Below are 19,267 nucleotides of genomic sequence, written 5' to 3'. Positions count from 1 at the left end.
TCAGAACGTCCTGTATTCGTCAGAAAGAAGTCCGTTTTCCTCTGTTAAATCATTGAGGTAGTCGATTGCCTGGGCATTTTCTTTTTGCCAGCGGGCTAATTCAAGGCTGTGAATTTCGCTTTTTAGGGCGTTAGTCAACGTTAGAGAAAGATTAATGCCGACCTCACGGGCCTGTTTGACCAGGACAGGGTCCAGCGTCACGCTGACGTTCTGTTTATTGCGTTTTGCGGTTGGCATAGGAATCTCCTGTGTAGTATACACGTGTAGATTACACGTAAATAAATTAACCCGCCATTCGGCGGGTTAAAAAATGTTCAAGCTTTATACATCAGACGTGCGTCTTAGCTCAAATCAACGTTTTTACTGCCGAACAGCCAGGTCAGGGCAAATCCACAAAGATAAGAGACCGCCAACCCGGCAGCATATACCGCCATTCCGGCGTAAATTCCGCTGCCGGAGGTCATCAGCGGCAGCGCCACCAGACCGGAAGGACCGAACACGGTATTGAGGCCAACCGGCAGACCCAGCCATGCAATCAGGCCGAGGAAGAAACCGCCGCAGGCGCCGCCGAGGCATGCAGTGATAAACGGCTTCATGCGCGGCAGCGTCACACCGTAAATCAGCGGTTCGCCAATACCGAGGAAGCCGGGAATAATCGCCCCTTTAATCTGGGTACGCAGCAAAGAGCCGTGTTTCGCCCGCCAGAACAGCGCCAGCGCTGCGCCCACCTGCCCGGCTCCGGCCATCGCCAGAATCGGGAACAGCGAGTTAAACCCTTGCGCATCCACCAGGGCGAAATAGACCGGCACAAAGCCCTGATGCACGCCGAACATCACCGCCAGCAGGAACAAACCGGCCAGCACCGCAGAGCCGAACGGGTTGCCGTTAAGGTGCAGGAACAACCACGACATTCCGGTAAACAGCCAGCCGCCGATAGGCATAATCACGATAAAGGTTACCGCGCCCATAATCAGCAGCGTTACGGCTGAGGTGAGGATCATATCGAGGTTTGCGGGCATCACCCGGCGCACTTGTCTTTCCACCCATGCGCCAATAATTGAGGCAATCAGTACGCCGATAATATTGCCACGCGGATCGATACCGTGGCCGAAGAAGGTGGTGATCCCGGAATAGAATCCGCTGGTGGCCTCGGGGTTATAGCCGAGAACAAACAGCGCAGCGATAATCGCGCCGTTAACGCCGGACCCGCCGAACGCCTTCTGGGCGTTATAGCCGATCAGGATGCTCAGGAAGGTAAACATTCCCTTGCTGAACACCTTCATGTAGCCAATCAGCGCCACCACCGTGGCGTTCGGATGGGCGTTTTCCAGCACAAACATCTGTTCTGCCAGAGTGGCAAAGCCCAGCAGCAACCCAACGGCAATAAAGCCGGGGATCAGCGGAGTAAAAATGGTGGCAAATTTGGCGAGAAACTTCTGAACACCGCTGGTTTGCTTACTCTTCAGCGCTTGCTTTTTCTCTGCTGCCACATCGGCCAGAGACGGCGCGTCCGCCGGAGCCTCTTCCAGTAACGCATTCATCATTTCCGCTGCGGTTTGCGCCTTGCCAGGGCCAAGCACCACCTGGAACTGCTCATCGCTAACGATAACACCCATCACGCCCTCAATTTGACGGATGGCGGCGCTATCGGCCCGCGACTCATCGCGCAGGGTCAGGCGCAGTCGGGTCATACAGTTTCCCGCTTGCGCTATGTTTCCGGCTCCGCCAACGTGATTGAGGATCCGCACTATCATCTCTTTATTTATTTTTGCCATTGCAGATTACCTGTTGGTCAGCGGTCAGGAGTGGCTCAGCGCCTTGCGGATATAGCCGTCGTTTTTGGCCAGCAGCGCCTGGGCTTGCGTGGCGCTTAAACCAGCCAGCACCATCACAATCGCCGTTTTACAGTGGCGACCGCAGGCATCCAGCGCGCTTTGCGCCGTCGCACGGTCACATTCGGTGGCCTCCATGACGATAGAAACCTGGCGCTCAATCAGCTTGGCGTTGGTGGCTTCAACGTCCACCATCAAATTGCTGTAGACCTTGCCGATGCGGATCATTGCCCCGGTGGAAATCATATTCAGTACCAGCTTCTGCGCGGTACCGGCCTTCAGACGGCTTGAACCGGTGACAACTTCCGGGCCGACCACCGGCGTAATGGCAACATCCGCCAGTTGAGCCATTTCGCCATGTGGGTTGCAGCTAACGATAGCGACAAAAGCGCTCTGGCTGCGGGCATATTCCATCGCGCCAATCACGTACGGGGTGCGCCCGCTGGCGGCCAGGCCGACCAGTACATCGCGGCTGCTAAAGTTAAGGTTCTGCAGGTCCATCGCGCCTTGCGCTTTGTTATCTTCGACGTTCTCCACGGCGCTCAGAATCGCTTTATGGCCGCCAGCGATAATACCGACAACCTGCTCTGGACGAGTGCCGAAGGTCGGCGGACATTCGCTGGCATCAAGGATCCCCAGACGACCGGAGGTCCCCGCTCCGATATAAATCAGCCGTCCGCCAGCCTGTAGCGCCGCTGCGACTTTATCCACCACCTGGGCAATCTGCGCCAGATAAGGGGTGATAGCGTGAGCCACCTGCTGGTCTTCCTGGTTAATCACCGTCAGCATCTCTTCGGTGGAGAGGGTATCAATGTTGGCGCTATTGGCGTTGCGGCGCTCGGTCAGCAGTTTGCTCAGGTCGATAGTCATAGGAACCTCATTATTCACAGTGGCAGGCAGTATAAGGAATTAATTATTCCTTTCATGTGAAGGCTATCACGATTGATGTTGAATGAATAATAAGAGATTTCAGTCGTAGCGGGAAATATGGCGGTAATAAAAGTGGAATTTTTTATTACCGCCAGGAGAGTTTACTCAATAGTGCGCGGTTTTTTCAGACCAATCAGCAGGGCGGCCAGATAGCAAAGGGTCATCGCGAGGCTCATTTTCAGCATTGTTTCACCACCTAAACCAGACAGCGGCGCGGCAATACCGCCGAACACAAACATCAGCGTGCCCATCAGCGCCGATGCAGTGCCGGACTGGCGGGCGCTAATCGCATTCATCGCTTCCGCGCCGGCGACGGTGCTGATGCCGCTCATCATCGAGACGGTAAAGAACAGGCCGACCAGCGCCAACGTCGGCAGCTGTAGCCAGGCAAACAGCAGAGTGACTGCCGCAAAGGTCACCGCCAGCAGCTGGCCGCCACGCAGCAGGCCTTCTGCGCTAAATCGCTGCGCCAGGCGGGAAAAGATCAGCGCCGCGATAATCAGCCCAATGCCGTTAAGGCCGAACAACAGGCTGAACTGCATCGCACTCATGGCGTATTCACTCTGAATGACGAACGAGGATGAACCGATATACGAGAACAAACCGGCCATCATAAAGGCCTGAATCAGGCAGTAGCGCATAAAGCGGCGGTTTTTCAGCACCGGGGTATCGTCCTGCGGCTGGGTAACCGAGGCGGTGCTTTTTGCCGGCAGCGTTTCGTGCAGCACAGTCAGGCTGAGCAACAGTAATACCACGCCGATCGCCGCCATCGCCCAGAACAGGATACGCCAGTCAAAGGCGGTGATGATCCAGCCGCCGAGCACCGGCGAAAGTACCGGCGCAATACCGTTAACGGTCATCAGCAGGGCGAAAAACTGGGTCAGCAGGGTGCCCTGATAGCGGTCGCGGGCGATGGAACGTGACAGCACCGAGCCACCTGCTCCGGCGAAACCTTGCAGAAATCGCCAGGCGATCAGCATGTGAATGTCGTAGGTTATCGCACACATTGCCGAGGAGAAGATAAACAGTAGCAGCGAGAACGCCAGCGGCTTTTTACGGCCAATGCGGTCGCTCAGCGGGCCAAAAAACAGCTGACCGAGGCCGAGGCCAATCAGCGCTGCGGTCAGCGACAGCTGGGTCTGCGTGCCGGTGGCGCTAAGCTGCTGGGTGATTTCCGGCAGCGCGGGCAGATAGAAGTCGGTACACAGGGGCCCAATGGCGCTGAGTAAACCGAGAACCACTACCCAGGAAAGAGAAATTCGGGACATACAAACAGGCTCCTTGTCAGAATGCCGGGCGTTGCCGCCCGGAAAAAACATTAGCTGGCGCCGCCTCCCAGCGACTGCCAGAGAGTAATGCGGTTTTCCAGGTCCGTTTGCTGGAGGGAGATAAGCGTAGTCTGCGCCGACCACAGCGTGCGCTGAGCGGTTAGCACCGACAGATAATCCCCTACCCCGGCCTGATAGCTCTTCATCGCAATATTCAACGATTTCTGCTCCGCCGCGACATATTTATTCTGCGCATCCAGCTGCTCACTAAGCGTTTCCCGCCGCGCCAGCGCGTCGGCGACATCCTTGAAGGCGCTCTGAATCGTCTTCTCATAGGTGGCAATGAGCCCCTTTTTCTCCGCTTCAGCATAACGCAGTTGCGCCAGATTACTGCCGCCGGTAAACAGCGGCAGGCTGATGGACGGCGCGAATGACCACACCTGCATGCCGTGACTGAACAGCGAAGAGAGCGAATCGCTGCCGACCCCGGCGCTGGCGGTCAGCGAGATAGACGGGAAGAAGTTGGCCCGTGCCGCGCCAATATCAGCGTTAGCGCTTTTCAGATTATGCTCTGCTTCCTGGATATCCGGACGACGCAGCAGGACCGATGAAGAGACGCCCGCCGGAACCAGGGTGATACTGCGATCGCCGAGGCTTTCCAGGGTGCCGGGCAGCAGGCTATCCGGCACGGTTTCCCCGGCCAGCAGATTGAGGGCGTTTTTATCCTGCGCTACCAGCGTGCGGTAGCTGGCGACGCTGGCGCGCGCCTGCTGGTAAACGCTTTCGGCATCGCTCAGGTCGCTTGCCGAGGCGGTGCCGACCTCCATCTGGCGAGTGACAATTTTGCGCGAGTTCTCCGCGCTGGCCATGGTGTCCTGAGCCAGCGCCAGGTTGCTGTTATCCGCCGCAAGCGTTACCCAGGCGGTGGTCAGGTCGGCAATCATCGTCAGACGTGTATTCTGGGCGGTGAATTCGCTGGCAAGCCAGGTTTCTCTCGCCGCGCGCGTCAGGCTTTGATTCTTACCAAACAGATCCAGCTCGAAGCTGGAGACCGCGCCGTCGGCTTCCGATGACGACGTGAGGCCGCTGGCGACCGTTTTGCTACGGGTGTGGCTTAGCTCGGCGTCGAGAGTCGGAAACAGCGCGGCGCGCGTTTCGCCAAGCTGGGCGCGCGCGGCTTCGATATCGGCCAGCGCTTTCTGCACATCGCGGTTGCTGGTCAGCGCGATGCTGACCACTTTTTTAAGGCGGGCGTCATTCACCACCTGCTGCCAGTCGCTGACCACCGCGGTGGCCTCGCCGTGGATGCCCGGCAGGGTGGCCGGAATGGGGGCTGCCGGGCGCTCATAGTTCGGGTCGAGGGAAACACAGCCCGCCGTCAGGAGCGCGACAAAAACCAAGGTGAAACGAAACATAACTTACTCCTGAGAAGAGCGATGGCGGGTGAAGAAGCGTTTCACCAGCACAAAAAACAGCGGCACGAAGAACACCGCCAGCAGCGTTGCCGTCAGGGTCCCGCCGATAATCCCGGTACCGATCGCCACGCGGCTGTTAGCCCCGGCTCCGGTAGCGATCGCCAGCGGCAGAACCCCGGCGATAAACGCCAGCGAAGTCATCACAATGGGTCGCAGTCTGGTCTGCGCGGCGCGCATCGCGGCTCGTGATAGCGAATACCCCTCTTCCACTGCCGATTCTGCGAATTCGACGATCAGAATGGCGTTCTTCGACGACAGGCCGATGGTGGTCAGCAGCGCCACCTGGAAGTAAACGTCGTTGTTCAGACCGCGCATCCATGCCGCCAGCGCCGCGCCGAGCAGCCCGAGCGGGATAACCATGATGACCGAGAACGGTACCGACCAGCTCTCATACAGCGCTGCCAGGCACAGGAAGACCACCAGAATTGAGATGGCGTAAAGGCTCATCGCCTGGCCGCTAGCCAGTTTTTCCTGCAGCGACATGCCGCTCCATGCCCAGGTGGTACCGGCGGGCAGGTTATTGGCTAAGGCTTCCATCTTGTCCATTGCCGCGCCGGAGCTAAAGCCGCTGGCGTTCTCGCCCTGGATTTCAAAGGCGGCGGAGCCGTTGTAGCGTACCAGGCTTTCCGGGCCGTATTGCCAACGGGTGGTGGCGAAGGCGGAGAATGGCGTCATGCTGTCGTCGCTGCCGCGCACGAACCATTTACCGAGGTCGGACGGCACAGCACGGGCATCGCTTTCGCCCTGGATATAGACCTTTTTCACGCGACCACGATCGATAAAGTCGTTGACGTAGGTACCGCCCCAGGCGCTGGAGAGGGTATCGGTGACATCGCTCAAAGACAGCCCGAGCGACACGGCTTTGTTGTTATCGATATCCACCTGCAGCTGCGGCATCTGCGGCAGATCGTTGGCGCGCACCGATTGCAGTTCAGAACTTTGATTGGCCGCCGCCAGCAGTTGGCTGCGCATTTTCATCAGGCTATCGCGATCGGTGCCGCCGCTGGCCATCAGCTCGAAGGTGAAACCGTTGCTCTGCCCCAGACCATCCACCGACGGCGGGGTCATGGCGAACAGGGTGGCATCGCGAATGCTGCCCAGCTCTTTGGTGGCGCGCAGGGCGATAGCCTGAGCGGTATTGGCTTCGCCTTTACGTTCGGACCAGTTTTTCAGCGACACGAAGGCCATCCCGGCGTTCTGTCCGCTGCCGCTAAAGCTAAAGCCGTCAACGGTAAAGATCACGTCGGTATTGGCTTTCTCTTTGGTGAGGAACCAGTCGGTGACCTGACGGCGAACCTCAGCGGTGCGCACCGCCGTTGCCCCGGCAGGCAGCGTGTACTGGACCATGATTTCTCCCTGATCCTCGGTCGGCAGGAAGCTGCCCGGCAGTTTCCACATCGCCAGCGCCATGCCGCCGCAAATCAGGACAAAAGCGCCCATCATCATCGCCGAGCGGCGCAGGCCGCCGACAACACGATGCTGATAGCCCTGCTCGGTGCGTCCCCACAGGCGGTTAAAGCCGCCGAAGAAGCCCTTGGTGTGAGGTTTAGAATGGCTGAGCAGCGCGCCGCACAGCGCCGGGGTTAAGGTTAGCGCGACCACCACGGAGAGCATCATCGCCGAGATAATGGTCACCGAGAACTGGCGGTAAATAACCCCGGTGGAACCGCCGAAGAAGGCCATCGGCAGGAATACCGCCGAGAGCACCAGCGCAATGGCGATCAGTGCGCCGGAGATTTCACCCATCGATTTTTCAGTGGCTTCGCGGGCGGGCAGCCCTTCGTCGCGCATAATACGCTCGACGTTTTCCACCACCACGATGGCATCATCCACCAGCAAGCCTATCGCCAGCACCATCGCAAACAGCGTCAGGGTGTTGATGGAGTAGCCGAACAGCGCTAGCACGCCGAATGTACCCAGCAGCACGACCGGAACCGCCACCGCCGGGATCAGCGTGGCGCGGAAGTTTTGCAGGAACAGATACATCACGCAGACCACGAGGATGATGGCCTCGAAAAGCGTCTGAATCACGTCCTCAACCGAGATTTTGATGAACTCGGTGCTGTCTTTCGGGTAGGCGATATCGTAGCCCTGCGGCATCTGACGCTGGAATTCGGCAATCTTACTTTTCACCAGCGTCGCTGTGTTCAGTGCGTTGGCGCCGGGGGCCATCATCACCGCGATCCCGGCGGCCGGGTGACCGTTGAGGTTGGCGGAGGCGGTGTAATCTTCGCTGCCCATTTCGACGCGGGCGACATCGCTCAGGCGTACCACCGAGCCGTCGGTTTTACTCTTAACGATAATCTCTTTGAACTGGGCGGCGGTTTGCAGGCGCGACTGGGCGCGCACGGTGGCGGTCAGCTGCTGAGCGTTAGAAGCGGGCAGCGCACCGATTTTACCGGCGGAAACCTGCACGTTCTGCGCTTCAATCGCCGATTGCACATCGGAAGGCATCAGCGAATAAGAGGCTAGTTTGGTCGGGTCCATCCAGATGCGCATGGCGTACTCCGCGCCGAACACCTGCAGGCTACCGACGCCTTCAATACGCGCCAGTGGGTCTTGCATGTTGCTCACCAGCCAGTCGGAGATATCGGAGCTGGTGGCTTTGTTGTTTTTGTCATACACCGCGAGGATCAGCAGGAAGCTGCTCTGCGATTTTTCTACCGTCACGCCGGATTGTTGAACTTCGCTCGGCAGGCGTGATTCCGCCTGCTGCACTTTATTCTGTACCTGAACCTGCGCGGTATCCGGGTCGGTGCCCTGCTCGAAGGTCACGGTAATGCTGACCGAGCCGTCGGAGCTGCTGGTAGACGTAAAGTAGAGCAGGTTATCCAGGCCGGTAAGCTGCTGTTCGATAACCTGGGTGACGCTGTTTTCCAGGGTTTCCGCAGAGGCCCCGGTATAGGTGGCGGAGATTTTTACCGCCGGCGGTGCGACGTCAGGATACTGGGCGACCGGCAGGGTGCGGATCGCCAGAATCCCGGCGAGCATAATCAGAATGGCGATAACCCAGGCGAAAACCGGGCGTCGCACAAAGAAACGAGAGAACATCAGGCGTTGCCTCCGTCGTTTTTAACGTCGACGGCTTTCACCTGCTGGCCCGGCGCGACTTTGCTGGTGCCTTCAACAATCAGCTTATCGCCGCGCTTCAGGCCGTTGACGATCAGCCATTTGTCACCGTAGGTGTCGCCTGTTTCCACGCTACGCTGCTCAACTTTGCTGCTGGCGTTGACCACCAGCGCGGTCGCATCGCCTTTAGCATCGCGGGTGATACCCTGCTGCGGGGCAAGGATTGCATCATCCATAATGCCTTCGTCGACGCGGGCGCGAACGAACATTCCCGGCAGCAGCACGTGCTGCGGATTAGGGAAGACCGCGCGCAGCGTGACCGAGCCGGTAGATTCATCCACCGCCACTTCGGTCAGCGCCAGGCGGCCTTTTTCGCTGTAGGTGCTGCCGTCTTCAAGGGTCAGCGTGACGTTAAGGGTATCGCTGTTGCTCGCCAGACTTTGCTTGCGCAAGCGCAGCAGATCGACGCTGGATCGGGTGAGATCGACGTACATGGTGTCCAGCCCGCAGATCGTCGCCAGCGCGGTATCCTGATCGGCGGAAACCAGCGCACCCGGCGTCACGGAGGAGATACCGATACGCCCGGCAATCGGCGCGGTGACGGTGGTCCAGTTCAGGTTAATGCGCGCGCTCTCCAACGCCGCCTTTTTCGACTCAACGCTGGCTTTATCCTGATTACAGGTCGACAGCGCGTCGTCGGCGTCCTGGCGGGAGACACCGTTATCTTTCACCAGCACCGCGTAGCGCTGGGCTTTTTGGCAGTCGGCGGTGACCAGCGCCTGAGCCTGTTTCAGCGACGCGGCAGCTTCGTTAAATGTTGCCCGATAGCTGGACGGGTCGATTTGGTACAGCGCTTGTCCAGCTTTGACCATATCGCCCTCGGTAAACAGGCGTTTTTGTACGATACCGCCGACCTGCGGGCGGACCTCGGCGCTTAGCGAGGCGGTAGTGCGGCCCGTAAGGCTGCTCACCACCGGAAGAGGCTGGCCTTGCAAGGTGACAACACCGACTTCCGGGGTCATCTGCTGTGGGGCGGAAGTTTGCGCGTTATCGCATCCACTAAGGAGAAATAATGCAGCTGCTGCGATGGGTGTGATGGTGTATTTCATTATATTTTCTCAGGATGAACGACGTCCGCCCCGCAAATTTATTGGCGGGGTGATGGGCCGGGCGATGATGCATCTCCGGGCAAGCACAAATAACAAATGGAAAATAAATATTCCTGTTTGCAGTAAATGACTCGGTTATTACCGCTATGAATTAAACGGTTTTTCCGAGAGTTCCCCCGAACGGCGAGTACGGTGTCAGACGGCGGTTACAGACTCTGACCCGAGCAGTTATGCCTGCTACAGGGTATGACTCATGGGTTTCTCCATACGTTATGATTTTGAGAATGATCATTCTCATTTTTGTCCATTATACGTCTATGCCGAATGATGGGAAGGTTTTTTACACAACATTTAGTGGGTGAAATTTAGTCAGGAAATAATGGAGAAAATAAGAATATTTTGTGAAAGTAGAGTGGTGAATGGTCTGTGAAAAATAAAAAATGGAGATAATTAATGGCATTAATAATAACAGATAGCATTAATCCCGCCGACCAGGAGGAGCTGCTGACAGGGCTGCGGGAATACAATTTACGTTTTCTGGACCCGGCGCAGTTTGGTGAGCTGGGGGTTTATTCACGCGATGATGCTGGCGTGATGCGTGGGGGGTTGATAGCCAAACGCAAAGGCAGCTGGCTGTGTATTGAGTATCTGTGGGTCAGTGAAGCTTCGCGCGGTAGCGGGTTAGTCAGAGAACTGATGCAAGCAGCGGAAAACCAGGCGCGGGAGCGCGGTTGTAGCCACGTGCTGGTGGATACGTTCAGCTTTCAGGCGCTGCCGTTTTATCAGAAGTTGGGTTATCAGCTGCAGATGTCGCTGCCGGATTTCCCGCATGTGGGTATGGAGCGCCATTATTTATTGAAGGTATTATAAGCCTGCTCTTTTCCCGGAGGCGGTGCTGTGCACCTGTCCGGGTACCCGATCGCAGGGGCAGTGAACCCGTAGCCCAGTCAGCGCCTGCCAGGGCTAGCAAAACAATCCGGTCATCATAATTGCGCCTGACTCTGCAACCAATTGATAAACGCGTCGATTTTCGGCCACTGACGGCCCGGCAGTGTCGTCACATAATAGTGCTGGTGGCATTTCAGCATCATGTCGCCGAACGGCGCGATCAGCTCCCCGCTATCGAGGCGCTTTTGCACAAGCCGTTTACGCCCCATTGCCACACCAACGTGGTTCATCGCCGCAATCACCGCTAAATCGGAACGATCGAAGCCAATTCCCGACGATTGCGGCAAATTAATCGCAAATTGTTGCGCCCAGCTAAACCACTCATCGGTACCGGAATCGTTGCTCCAGGCCTGACGGTCATGCAATAGCGTACAGTGACGAAGGTTATCGGGACTCTGCTGAAGCTGATGCTGGCGTGCGTAATCCGCCGTACAAACCGGCACGATGGACTCATCCATCAGAAAATGATGGCTGAGCTGCGATGAGGGCGCATCATCAAAGTAAATCGCCAGGTCGATCCCCGCACGCTGCATATTGACGTTATCGTTGCCGGTCAGCACGGTGAGCGAGATCGACGGGTAGCGACGGGTAAAATCACCCAGCGCCGGAACCAGCCAGCACTGGGCGATGGACGGGCGCGAATAGACGGTTAACGTGCCCGACAGCTCCTGGTTTTTTATATCCAGAATCTCCTGATTGAGGCTGTCCAGCGAGGATTTCAGCGCCCAGAACACCCGCTTGCCTTCATGCGTCAGTTCCACCTTGCGATGCGATCGCACAAACAGCTGGATCCCCAGCTCCTCTTCAAGCTGGTTTATTCGGTGACTGACCGCGCTCGGCGTCAGCGATAGCTCTTCCGCCGCCAGCGCAAACGACTCATGCCGGGCAGCGACTTCAAAGGTATAGAGCTTCGACAACTGCCAGCCGTTAAGCAGCCGGTTACCCAGATCTTTTAGCGTTTCCATTTCTTGCTCCTTCGCTTTTCAGCGTCGATTGTAAGAAAATTTTCGCCCTGACCGCACTTTAAAGATGAATAAAAGTGATTCATAACACAATAAACAGACTATTTTAGAGCCAAATCACCTTTTTGATTCAATCTGATTCACCTTAAGCGTCGTTTATATCGTTTGTCAGCGCATGCTGTTTTTCTGTTCAATAACCACAGATTATTCACAGGCGAGGTGGGGTATGGAATCTCAGATCTGGGTTGTGAGCACGTTGCTTATCAGCATCGTGTTGATTGTGATAACTATCGTCAAACTGAAGTTTCACCCATTCCTGGCGCTGCTGCTGGCGAGTTTTTTCGTTGGCGCAATGATGGGGATGAGCCCGCTGGATATGGTTAACGCCATTGAGAGCGGGATTGGCGGCACGCTGGGCTTCCTGGCGGCGGTCATTGGGCTGGGAACCATTCTCGGCAAGATGATGGAGGTTTCCGGCGCGGCGGAACGCATCGGCCTGACGCTCCAGCGCTGCCGCTGGCTGTCGGCGGATGTGATTATGGTGCTGGTGGGCCTGATTTGCGGGATTACGCTATTCGTTGAAGTGGGCGTCGTTCTGCTTATCCCACTGGCGTTTTCCATTGCCAAAAAGACCAACACGTCGCTACTCAAGCTGGCAATCCCGCTGTGTACGGCGCTGATGGCAGTGCACTGCGTGGTGCCTCCGCATCCGGCGGCGCTGTTCGTTGCCAACAAGCTGGGCGCGGATATCGGCACGGTGATCGTCTATGGTCTGCTGGTGGGCCTGCTGGCGTCTCTGGTCGGCGGCCCCTTGTTCCTGCGTCTGCTCGGCAACCGTCTGCCGTTTAAATCGGTTCCGGCTGAGTTTTCCAACCTGGAAGTGCGCAAAGAAGAGACGCTACCGTCGCTCGGCGCCACACTATTTACGGTGCTGCTGCCAATCGGTCTGATGCTGGTAAAAACCGTTGCCGAACTGAATATGGCCAAAGGCGGCACGCTGTACATGCTGTTGGAGTTTATCGGTAACCCAATCACCGCGATGTTTATCGCCGTCTTCGTGGCGTACTACGTGCTGGGCATTCGCCAGGATATGGGGATGAGCACCCTGCTGACGCATACGGAAAACTGCTTCGGTTCGATTGCCAATATTCTGCTGATTATCGGCGCTGGCGGGGCCTTCAACGCCATTCTGAAAACCAGCGGCCTGGCCGATACGCTGGCGGTGATTTTGTCAAACCTCGACATGCACCCAATTCTGCTAGCCTGGCTGGTGGCACTGATTCTGCACGCCGCTGTCGGTTCCGCTACCGTGGCGATGATGGGCGCAACAGCTATCGTCGCACCAATGCTGCCGCTCTATCCCGGCGTGAGCCCGGAAATCATTGCTATCGCCATCGGCTCAGGCGCGATTGGCTGCACTATCGTAACGGATTCCCTGTTCTGGCTGGTTAAACAGTACTGCGGCGCAAGCCTCAACGAAACGTTCAAGTACTATACAACGGCGACCTTTATCGCCTCGTTACTTGCACTGGCCGGTACATTCCTGCTTTCTTTCATCATCTGAGCGCGAAGGACGTAATATGAAAAACGCTGACATGACCACTTTAATCGCACAGTTTCCTCTGCTGGAGGAGCTGATTGCCCTGAAAGAAACCACCTGGTTTAACCCGTCAACAACATCGCTGGCGGAAGGTTTACCCTATGTTGGTTTAACGACTGAAGACGTTCAGGACGCCCACGCCAGGCTCGATCGCTTTGCGCCGTATCTGGCGCAAGCCTTCCCGGAAACCGCCGCCACCGGCGGTATTATCGAGTCGGAACTGGTCGCTATCCCGGCAATGAAAGCCCGGCTGGAAAAAGCCTTCAGCCAGCCGATTAGCGGCGATCTGTTGCTGAAAAAAGACAGCCACCTGCCGATTTCCGGCTCGATTAAGGCCCGCGGCGGCATTTACGAGGTGCTGACCCATGCGGAGAAGTTGGCTATCAACGCAGGCTTGTTAAAAACTTCCGATGACTACCGCAAGCTGCTGACCCCGGAATTCAGGCAGTTCTTTAGCCAGTACAGCATCGCCGTTGGATCCACCGGCAACCTCGGGATGTCGATTGGCATTATGAGCGCGCGTATCGGCTTTAAGGTGACGGTACATATGTCCGCCGACGCCCGTGCGTGGAAAAAAGCCAAACTGCGCAGCCACGGCGTTACCGTGGTGGAGTACGAAGAGGATTACGGCGTGGCGGTCGAGCAGGGGCGTAAAGCCGCCGAATCGGACCCGAACTGCTTCTTTATTGATGATGAGAACTCGCGCACCCTGTTCCTCGGCTACGCCGTGGCCGGTGAGCGGCTAAAAGCGCAGTTTTCTCGCGCAGGACGCGTGGTGGATGCCGATCATCCGCTATTTGTTTACCTGCCGTGCGGCGTTGGCGGCGGCCCCGGCGGAGTGGCATTTGGCCTGAAGCTGGCTTTCGGTGACAACGTGCACTGCTTCTTCGCCGAGCCGACCCACTCGCCTTGTATGCTGCTGGGGGTCTATACCGGCCTGCATGATGAGATTTCGGTTCAGGATCTGGGGATTGATAATCTGACTGCCGCCGACGGTCTGGCCGTAGGCCGCGCGTCGGGCTTCGTTGGCCGGGCGATGGAGCGCCTGCTGGATGGGTTCTATTCTCTAGATGACCAGACCATGTACGACATGCTGGGCTGGCTGGCGCAGGAAGAAAACCTGCGTCTGGAGCCGTCCGCTCTGGCGGGAATGGCCGGGCCGCAGCGGGTGTGCGCCAGCCAGGCGTATCAGCAGATGCACGGTTTCACCGCTGAGCAGATGCAGAACGCCACCCATCTGGTGTGGGCGACCGGCGGCGGTATGGTGCCGGAAGAGGAGATGGCGCAGTATCTGGCGAAGGGGCGTTAAGCCAGTCGACGGGTAAACAAAATGGCGACGAAGAGGTGCTTTCGTCGCCATTTTTTTAGCGCAGCAGATGCATCAGTTCAACCGGCGAGCGGTGCTGATTGAGTAAATCACGCAGGACGCGCATATAGGGGGCGCTCCAGCTGTAAAACTGCCGGTATCCCTCGCATAGCGCATTGGAGCCATCTTCCAGACGCAACTGCGGGCAGCCGCCGCCGCATAATCTTAGCCAGGGGCAGCCCGCGCAGGCCGGCCCCGGTGGATTGTTAGCATAACGCACCGCCTCACCGCGCCAGGCACGTAGCGTGGCCTCAAACAGCGGCACCACAATGCGGTTCGCGTCTTCCTTGACCCAAATAGCAAACACCGCGCAGAGAAAATCCCCCCAAAGCCGGGCATCGGTGGGCTGCAGATGGGGAATAAACTTGATAGCCACGGCCCCCTTCGCGCTCAGTTGAAGGTAGACACGCTCGGGGTTTTCACACTCCTGACGGTGGATAACCACTTCCTGCACCGGAATATCGCTCACCAGAGATTTGCAGTTGCCGCAGTGCTGATCGTCACCATAATCGGCCTGACATCCTGTCATATCACATCCTTAATAAACAAAATCACCTGTCGTATGTGCGTTATAGCAAACAGCAATGACAGAGAAAGTACTGCGAATGCGATCAAAAATTTGTCACGAACCGCCTGCCGCTGAACAAAATCGCTTTGCTCAACATCCATCAAATTGCGGTTGCGGGTATAACGCCAGAGGATGATGGCGACGAACGGCAATATGCACAGCGAGATCCAGAACGGTAGCCCCGCCTGATGCCAGTGGTGTTTAATCGCCAGCGCCAGCAGCGCGCCATAGCCTAAAAGCGTGCGGAACCAGGCCAGCGACGTACGCTCCGGCTGCAGGCCCGGGTCGCTCTCGCGACGCGCCCGGCGATTATCCGGCATAGAGCACTAACGCCATGACCACCACGATAACAATCGTCAGCAGAATACTGATCAGCAGCAAAGTGCGGGTGTAGGGAAGGTCCTGCTTAAGCCGCATCGCCTTTTCGTTGCTCAGCCAGCGCAAATAGCCGTAGATCGCCAGACCACCGGCAAACAGGCACAACAGCAGAGCGAGGATTTCGCGAATCAGCGGCGTGGCAAAATCCGGCGCCAGCTGGTCCAGGCCAACGCCCCCCGCGAGGAAACCGAGCGAAGTGCGGATCCACGCCAGAAAGGTACGTTCGTTGGCCAGCGAGAAACGGTAGTCCGGCGCTTCGCCAAGGCGGGATATTTTCATCATGACTCCTTGATGGGTACCCGGGTGCGTAAAATACCGGCGATTCTACCTGAGAGGCAAAGCGGAAGGCATTAATAATCGCCCCATTTCAGAGAAAGTTCAGGCCTGATAACCCGTTAGGGTCGGGCTATCAGGCTGATTGTCGGCAGTGGTGCAGTTCGTCAGAACTTCTGCTTTTTCTCCTCAACCTTCACGCCCTGGGTCGGCAGGCCGGTGTCGTAGTCACGTACTACCGGGGAATAGCCGTCCTGCGGACGCGGGCGGAAAGCGCCCATCCAGCGCGGCTGGGCCTCAGGCCGCCACGGGCGCAGGCTCCACTGATAGGTGCGGAACGGGTCGCGGATTTTATCCATATAATCCAGCAGCGCATCGTGCATTCGGCAGCGAACGTCGGCGAATTCATGGACATCGATCAGGTTATGTAGCTCATCCTGGTCATTTTTCCGATCATACAGTTCATCACTGGTAAACAGATTGAGCACCAGTTTGTACTCATCGGTCACCCAGCAGCGCACCGGGATAAAACCGCCAAAGCTGTCATGCTCAATCTCATAACGGTTGAATTCCACCATCACACCGCGCGGCGTTTCGGCTTGCAGGATGTTTTCCCCCGGCAGGATATCCGGCTTATCGATGCCCGCCAGCGCCATCATCGTCGGCAGCAGGTCGATATGGCTGACCGGCGTATCGATCTGCATGGATTCCCCCTGCGGCGGGCGCATTATCAGCGGGATACGGGTGATGTCGTCATACATCGCCGCGCCTTTGCTGATGAGCTTATGCGCGCCCATCATCTCGCCGTGATCGGAGGTGTAAATCACCCAGGTATTCTCCCGCTGTTCCGGGGTTAAGGCATCGATCACCCGACCAATCTGGTCATCAACAAAGTCGTTGCAGGCAAAATAGAGCGGATGGTGATAGCGCCCGTCTTCGCCCAGCGGGGACGGCATAGCCTCGGACCATAGCCGATGGTGCTCGGGTTTGTTCGCCAGCGAGTCATGAGCCTTCGGCCCGAGGTCGTAATAAAAGTCCTGATACTTCTCCAGATACTCCACCGGGCAGGTAAACGGATGGTGCGGCTCGTCATAGGACACCACCATCAGGAACGGCTCGTCGGCGCGCGTGGGTTGATGCAGGAAGTCTACCGCCCGATTGCTGATGCGGTGCGCCCAGGTAAAGGTTTCGTCGATACCGTGTCGCTGTAAATCTTCAACCGAGTTCAGGCCGTTGCGCCACAGGCTGATCTCTTCCTCGGTCAGTTCCGCGAGGTAATTCGCGCCATCAAACCAGTAGTCAGCATCCCACTCAGAAGGGCACTCGCCGGTGCCGAAATAGTCGTGGCCGTCGAGATGCCACTTGCCGATATAGCAAGTGTGGTAGCCCGCATCTTTGAAGTAACGTCCCATGGTGGAGATGTTTTTCCCCGGCGCGACGTTATTAGTCCATGGGCCGGACTGGTTGGCGTAAATCCCGGTAAACAGCCCGGCGCGCGCCGGGGTGCATACCGGCGAGCAGGTGTAGGCGGAATTGAAGCGGATACCTTCAGCGGCCAGATTATCAATATTATTGGTATTCAGCGGCTTACCGCTGTAACAGCCCACCATATTGGTGGCCTGGGTATCGGTCATAATAAACAGGAAATTGGGGCGACTCATGATTTTTCCTTAACGTCAGAAACACCGTTCACATTGGTTGTGCGGCCTGTTTGCCAGCTGCTGTAGATCAAATAGATCACGACCGCGGCGGCGATGGCGTAGCTAAGAACCGTCAACCACTGAGAGTTGTAACCACCAAACTGCGCCAGACCGGAATAGACGCCAATCATTGCGAAAAGGACACCAATTGAGGCGATCTTCACGTTTTTCCACGGTTTCATATCTACCGCAAAGGCATCATGGAATTTAAACGGCGTTGCGCGCGGCTTAATGAGGCCGATAATCAGCATCACCACTACGTTGATGCAGAAAGTACAGGCCAGTACGTAGAGGAAGTGGAAATCGAACTTCACCAGATAGTTGATAGTGATATAGCTGACGATGCCGAGCCCCATCGCAACCTTTGCTGCCAGCGCTGGAATGCGCGGGAAGAAGAAGCCCATAATGACGATGGTAACCAGCGGGACGTTGTATATGCCATTGAGCTGTTTCATCCAGCTGTAAAGTCCCTGCGGCGCATAGGCAATCCACGGCGCAACCAGCACGGAAACCACCGCCACGATGAAACCAAAGCGACGACCTACACTAACCAGTTTGTCAGGGCTGGCTTGCTCATTAATCAAACGGCGATAAATTCCCAGGCTAAACAGCGTCGAGGCGCTGTTGAGAAAGCCGCAGAACGCGCTGATAATCGCGCCGAATAACACCGCGCTAAAAAAGCCGATCAGCGGCAACGGCATCACTTTGTTCACCAGCGCCGGATAGGCCATATCCGCACTCGGCAAATCCTGGAAGAGGTGGAAGGCAATAACCCCGGGCAGAACCAGAATCAGCGGATCCAGCATCTTCAGCACCGCCGTCAAGAGCGCCCCTTTTTGCCCTTCCGACAAGCTTTTTGATGCCAGGGTACGCTGAACAATCCCCTGGTTAGTACACCAGTAGAAGGTATTCACCAGGATGAGCCCGGTCAGCGCCGCGCCAATCGGTACCGGGTCGTTACTGCCGCCGATGGAGTTCAGCATCTGGCTGTGGTCCTCGGTTAAGCGCGTAATGCCTTCACTCAGGCTACCTTTGCCCATTGCCATCAGGCCGAATAACGGCACCATCAAGCCACCAATCACCAGGCCAATACCGTTGATCACATCGGCAATCGCAATCGCGCGCATTCCGCCGACGACGGCATATAGGATGCCGCAGAACCCCAGCACGACAGCCATCAACCAAATGGCGGTGTGTTGCGAAATCCCAAATGTTTCAGTGACATGGAACATACTGTTAAAGGCAAGTGCGCCAGAGTACAGGATGATGGGCAGAAAACAGATCCCTGTCGCAATCAAAAAGCAGCAGTCGATAATGATACGGGTGGTTTTGTCATAGCGTTCTTCAATAAAATCCGGAATGGTCGCAATGCCGCGTTGTAAATAGCGCGGCAAAAAAATCAGCGCCAGAAAAATCAGTGGAATCGCGGAGATCACTTCCCACGCCATCACCGACATCCCGCTACGATAGGCCTGGCCGGTCAATCCCACCAGCTGTTCCGTCGAGAGATTGGTTAGCATCAGCGATGCGGCAATCACCGGCGCTTTTAACGAACGTCCTGCCAGAAAATATCCCTGTTGCGAACCGGTATCCGCCTTTCGCAACTTCCACCAGGTGATTACCGCCACCAGTAGCGTAAAACCCACAAAGCTCAGAATTTGAAGCGTATTCATCTCATAGCCCTTGTTTTTCATTATGTCCCGGCAGCTGTAGAGCCAACATGAGGTATTGCTCACCGGGTCAGGCAGTCAGATTTCTTAAAATACAAACGTCATATCCCTGAACGAAT

General features: G+C 56.8%; 16 protein-coding genes. 3 read left to right on the top strand and 13 right to left on the bottom strand.

What is annotated here, in order from left to right; genetic code table 11:
• The 7 genes from AC07P6_RS00185 to AC07P6_RS00155 all read right to left on the bottom strand — a co-directional run bounded on the left by AC07P6_RS00185 (window position 1) and on the right by AC07P6_RS00155 (window position 9,683).
• Window positions 1-237 (bottom strand): type II toxin-antitoxin system CcdA family antitoxin, encoded by a 237-nt coding sequence (locus tag AC07P6_RS00185; RefSeq protein WP_139538429.1) that lies wholly within the window; start codon window positions 235-237, stop codon window positions 1-3.
• Between the two features lie 104 nt (window positions 238-341).
• Complete coding sequence (murP, locus tag AC07P6_RS00180) at window positions 342-1,775, bottom strand: PTS N-acetylmuramic acid transporter subunit IIBC (protein ID WP_182235386.1); 1,434 nt, start codon at window positions 1,773-1,775, stop codon at window positions 342-344.
• A 24-nt stretch (window positions 1,776-1,799) separates the two neighbouring features.
• Entirely contained in the window at window positions 1,800-2,702 is a 903-nt protein-coding gene (gene murQ / locus AC07P6_RS00175; protein ID WP_478315391.1) for an N-acetylmuramic acid 6-phosphate etherase, read from the bottom strand.
• A gap of 161 nt (window positions 2,703-2,863) precedes the next feature.
• Window positions 2,864-4,030 (bottom strand): multidrug effflux MFS transporter, encoded by a 1,167-nt coding sequence (locus AC07P6_RS00170; RefSeq protein ID WP_478315390.1) that lies wholly within the window; start codon window positions 4,028-4,030, stop codon window positions 2,864-2,866.
• Between the two features lie 50 nt (window positions 4,031-4,080).
• Window positions 4,081-5,445 (bottom strand): efflux transporter outer membrane subunit, encoded by a 1,365-nt coding sequence (locus AC07P6_RS00165; protein ID WP_478315389.1) that lies wholly within the window; start codon window positions 5,443-5,445, stop codon window positions 4,081-4,083.
• Window positions 5,446-5,448: 3 nt separating this feature from the next.
• Window positions 5,449-8,556: a multidrug efflux RND transporter permease subunit EefB gene (eefB, locus tag AC07P6_RS00160; RefSeq protein ID WP_478315388.1), complete on the bottom strand. Its 3,108-nt coding sequence runs from the start codon at window positions 8,554-8,556 to the stop codon at window positions 5,449-5,451.
• Window positions 8,556-9,683 carry an efflux RND transporter periplasmic adaptor subunit gene (locus AC07P6_RS00155; protein ID WP_478315387.1) on the bottom strand — a complete coding sequence of 376 codons (1,128 nt, stop codon included), beginning with the start codon at window positions 9,681-9,683 and terminating at the stop codon, window positions 8,556-8,558. The genes eefB and AC07P6_RS00155 overlap by 1 nt, the downstream gene beginning before the upstream one ends.
• A gap of 453 nt (window positions 9,684-10,136) precedes the next feature.
• Between AC07P6_RS00155 and AC07P6_RS00150 the strand changes: the two genes are divergently transcribed.
• Entirely contained in the window at window positions 10,137-10,553 is a 417-nt protein-coding gene (locus AC07P6_RS00150; RefSeq protein ID WP_478315386.1) for a GNAT family N-acetyltransferase, read from the top strand.
• A 113-nt stretch (window positions 10,554-10,666) separates the two neighbouring features.
• On the opposite strand, the gene dsdC is transcribed toward AC07P6_RS00150, so the two are convergent.
• Entirely contained in the window at window positions 10,667-11,596 is a 930-nt protein-coding gene (gene dsdC / locus AC07P6_RS00145; RefSeq protein ID WP_434661034.1) for a DNA-binding transcriptional regulator DsdC, read from the bottom strand.
• Window positions 11,597-11,819: 223 nt separating this feature from the next.
• Between dsdC and dsdX the strand changes: the two genes are divergently transcribed.
• On the top strand, window positions 11,820-13,157 hold the full coding sequence (dsdX, locus tag AC07P6_RS00140; RefSeq protein WP_478315385.1) for a D-serine transporter DsdX: 1,338 nt from the start codon (window positions 11,820-11,822) through the stop codon (window positions 13,155-13,157).
• Between the two features lie 16 nt (window positions 13,158-13,173).
• A complete protein-coding gene (gene dsdA, locus AC07P6_RS00135; RefSeq protein ID WP_478315384.1) occupies window positions 13,174-14,502 on the top strand; it encodes a D-serine ammonia-lyase in 1,329 nt (442 codons plus the stop codon).
• 55 nt (window positions 14,503-14,557) lie between these two features.
• Here the strand turns inward: dsdA and AC07P6_RS00130 are convergent, their stop codons facing one another.
• From AC07P6_RS00130 to AC07P6_RS00110, 5 genes are all read right to left on the bottom strand, one after another.
• Window positions 14,558-15,088, bottom strand: coding sequence for a radical SAM protein (locus tag AC07P6_RS00130; RefSeq protein WP_182235396.1), 531 nt, complete (start codon window positions 15,086-15,088; stop codon window positions 14,558-14,560).
• Window positions 15,085-15,447 carry a DUF202 domain-containing protein gene (locus tag AC07P6_RS00125; protein WP_478315383.1) on the bottom strand — a complete coding sequence of 121 codons (363 nt, stop codon included), beginning with the start codon at window positions 15,445-15,447 and terminating at the stop codon, window positions 15,085-15,087. The genes AC07P6_RS00130 and AC07P6_RS00125 overlap by 4 nt, the downstream gene beginning before the upstream one ends.
• Window positions 15,437-15,784 (bottom strand): YidH family protein, encoded by a 348-nt coding sequence (locus AC07P6_RS00120; protein ID WP_004107145.1) that lies wholly within the window; start codon window positions 15,782-15,784, stop codon window positions 15,437-15,439. Before AC07P6_RS00120 ends, AC07P6_RS00125 begins: the two co-directional genes overlap by 11 nt.
• A 161-nt stretch (window positions 15,785-15,945) precedes the next feature.
• The gene (locus AC07P6_RS00115) at window positions 15,946-17,439 is read right to left on the bottom strand and encodes a sulfatase-like hydrolase/transferase (RefSeq protein WP_434661030.1); all 1,494 of its coding nucleotides are present in this window, start codon (window positions 17,437-17,439) and stop codon (window positions 15,946-15,948) included.
• Window positions 17,436-19,151: a solute:sodium symporter family transporter gene (locus tag AC07P6_RS00110; protein ID WP_182235399.1), complete on the bottom strand. Its 1,716-nt coding sequence runs from the start codon at window positions 19,149-19,151 to the stop codon at window positions 17,436-17,438. The genes AC07P6_RS00115 and AC07P6_RS00110 overlap by 4 nt, the downstream gene beginning before the upstream one ends.
• Window positions 19,152-19,267 lie beyond the last annotated feature (116 nt).

Source organism: Klebsiella sp. GFKo11 (genome assembly GCF_056490265.1).
This window is presented reverse-complemented; position numbering and strand designations above follow the sequence as displayed.

Excerpts from the sequence above, each read along its gene's own strand:
- AC07P6_RS00185 (WP_139538429.1), bottom strand. The coding sequence starts at position 237 with ATGCCAACCGCAAAACGCAATAAACAGAACGTCAGCGTGACGCTGGAC.
- murP (WP_182235386.1), bottom strand. The coding sequence starts at position 1,775 with ATGGCAAAAATAAATAAAGAGATGATAGTGCGGATCCTCAATCACGTT.
- murQ (WP_478315391.1), bottom strand. The coding sequence starts at position 2,702 with ATGACTATCGACCTGAGCAAACTGCTGACCGAGCGCCGCAACGCCAAT.
- AC07P6_RS00170 (WP_478315390.1), bottom strand. The coding sequence starts at position 4,030 with ATGTCCCGAATTTCTCTTTCCTGGGTAGTGGTTCTCGGTTTACTCAGC.
- AC07P6_RS00165 (WP_478315389.1), bottom strand. The coding sequence starts at position 5,445 with ATGTTTCGTTTCACCTTGGTTTTTGTCGCGCTCCTGACGGCGGGCTGT.
- eefB (WP_478315388.1), bottom strand. The coding sequence starts at position 8,556 with ATGTTCTCTCGTTTCTTTGTGCGACGCCCGGTTTTCGCCTGGGTTATC.
- AC07P6_RS00155 (WP_478315387.1), bottom strand. The coding sequence starts at position 9,683 with ATGAAATACACCATCACACCCATCGCAGCAGCTGCATTATTTCTCCTT.
- AC07P6_RS00150 (WP_478315386.1), top strand. The coding sequence starts at position 10,137 with ATGGCATTAATAATAACAGATAGCATTAATCCCGCCGACCAGGAGGAG.
- dsdC (WP_434661034.1), bottom strand. The coding sequence starts at position 11,596 with ATGGAAACGCTAAAAGATCTGGGTAACCGGCTGCTTAACGGCTGGCAG.
- dsdX (WP_478315385.1), top strand. The coding sequence starts at position 11,820 with ATGGAATCTCAGATCTGGGTTGTGAGCACGTTGCTTATCAGCATCGTG.
- dsdA (WP_478315384.1), top strand. The coding sequence starts at position 13,174 with ATGAAAAACGCTGACATGACCACTTTAATCGCACAGTTTCCTCTGCTG.
- AC07P6_RS00130 (WP_182235396.1), bottom strand. The coding sequence starts at position 15,088 with ATGACAGGATGTCAGGCCGATTATGGTGACGATCAGCACTGCGGCAAC.
- AC07P6_RS00125 (WP_478315383.1), bottom strand. The coding sequence starts at position 15,447 with ATGCCGGATAATCGCCGGGCGCGTCGCGAGAGCGACCCGGGCCTGCAG.
- AC07P6_RS00120 (WP_004107145.1), bottom strand. The coding sequence starts at position 15,784 with ATGAAAATATCCCGCCTTGGCGAAGCGCCGGACTACCGTTTCTCGCTG.
- AC07P6_RS00115 (WP_434661030.1), bottom strand. The coding sequence starts at position 17,439 with ATGAGTCGCCCCAATTTCCTGTTTATTATGACCGATACCCAGGCCACC.
- AC07P6_RS00110 (WP_182235399.1), bottom strand. The coding sequence starts at position 19,151 with ATGAATACGCTTCAAATTCTGAGCTTTGTGGGTTTTACGCTACTGGTG.